This window comes from Chitinophaga sp. CF118, from assembly GCF_900112615.1.
Classification (GTDB): Bacteria; Bacteroidota; Bacteroidia; order Chitinophagales; family Chitinophagaceae; genus Chitinophaga.
In genome coordinates this window covers 1-1,668 of record NZ_FOMK01000008.1, presented here as the reverse complement: position 1 = coordinate 1,668, position 1,668 = coordinate 1, and the positions used below count along the sequence as shown (strand labels likewise).

Below are 1,668 nucleotides of genomic sequence, written 5' to 3'. Positions count from 1 at the left end.
ACCGGCAACAGAAGGTGTTGGTGTAGCGTAGTTAGTTAATACTACATCATCTGTAGTTACGCAGGTACCATTTGTAATGGTCCATCTCAGTGTAGCAGTGCTTCCTGTTGGAACTGTTACCGCTGAAGTTGGACTGGTAGGTAATGCGATAGTTGCTGAACCTGAAACGATTGTCCATAAACCTGTTCCAGCACCAGTATTGTTACCGGCGAGGGTGAAGGCAGTGTTCGCACAATTGTTCTGGTCAGGACCAGCAGCGGCCAAAACATTAGCAGCGTTGCTAAGGATGATCGTGTCTTTTACTACGCAGACATTATTAGTAACTGTCCATACCAGGCTGGCAGTGTTATCGGCCACAACATTGACTGTTGTGGTTGGACTGGTTGGATCTGTGATAGTAGCAGAACCTGAAAGCACTGTCCATAAACCGGTACCTATAGTTGGAGTAGTAGCTACCATTGTAAACACAGGGTCTGCACAATGTGCGAGATCAGGGCCTACATCTGGTTTGGCAGGTTTCTGAAATACTGTTACAACTCCACTTGCGCAGGCAGTGGTTCCACAAGGACCTTCTGCTCTTACATAATAAGTGGTTGTAGTGGTAATGGTATCTACAGTAATAGTAGCACCACTATCGATAGGAGTACCACCACATGCATCTTTATACCACATCCATTTGGCATTATCAGTAATACCATCTGCTTGTTTACCAAGGCTACCACCCACTACTGTGAGAGTAGTAACACCGGTATCACAGATATTTGGTGTACCAACTGTAACACCGGTAGGATCGGTAGGACCAGATGTCAGGTTTAAAACAAAAGGAATATCTGTAGTACATCCCAGGTTACCGGTTCTAACGGTGAGGATGAAATTATAAACACCCGGAGCTGGTACTGGAGTTGTTGGATAAGTAACCGTGATTGGCCATGTCAGTGGCTGATCTGTTACTGTTACAAAACCAGGCAGCGGAGAAGTTCCTGCTCTAAGTGAGAAAGTATCAGGAGCGTTTACTGTTGATAATGAATCAATATTAAACGTTCCGGCAGTGTTACAGATCGTAATCGGCGTATTTAATACGGCAGTAGGAGGAAGCGCTTTATGTAAGATAACCGTATCTACATTACCTCCGCAACCTGCAGCATTTACAATAGACCATGTGAGTTTAACATCCTGCACACTCGTTACGGTTACTTTCGTATTATATGCATGGATATCATCAATAGTAGCAGTACCAGAAATCAGCGTCCAAGTACCTGTTTCAGCAGCAGGACCTGTAAGTGTAGCATCTGGAGGCAAAGCATTCATGAAGAAATCATCGAAGTTGCCACAATGTGTTGAATCCTCACCAGCTTCACTGTTGGTAGGGTCGTTCACCAGCATCAGTGTATCAAGTGATGTTAACGTACACGAAGTATTGCTCAATGCTTTCGCGGTCCATCCCAATACGACAGTGCTACCAAATGGTATACTCACTTTCGTACCCATCTTTGCCGGAGTGTATATTTTAATATAGTCGTCAATTGTTTCACCCGCAGCCACATCAATTCCTGTATAGGAAACAACAGACCATGAACCGATCTCTCCATCGTGTGGAGCTACCAGGGAAGAATCTGGCATTATAAATACACCGGTAGTATTAACACTGGAGCAATTAATAATAGGAGG

1 protein-coding gene is annotated in these 1,668 nt (G+C 44.4%); it reads right to left on the bottom strand.

Translation table 11 applies throughout. The features are described 5' to 3' along the window. A partial coding sequence (locus BM176_RS32585; RefSeq protein WP_177230526.1) for an Ig-like domain-containing protein occupies positions 1–1,668 on the bottom strand: 1,668 nt, incomplete at both ends.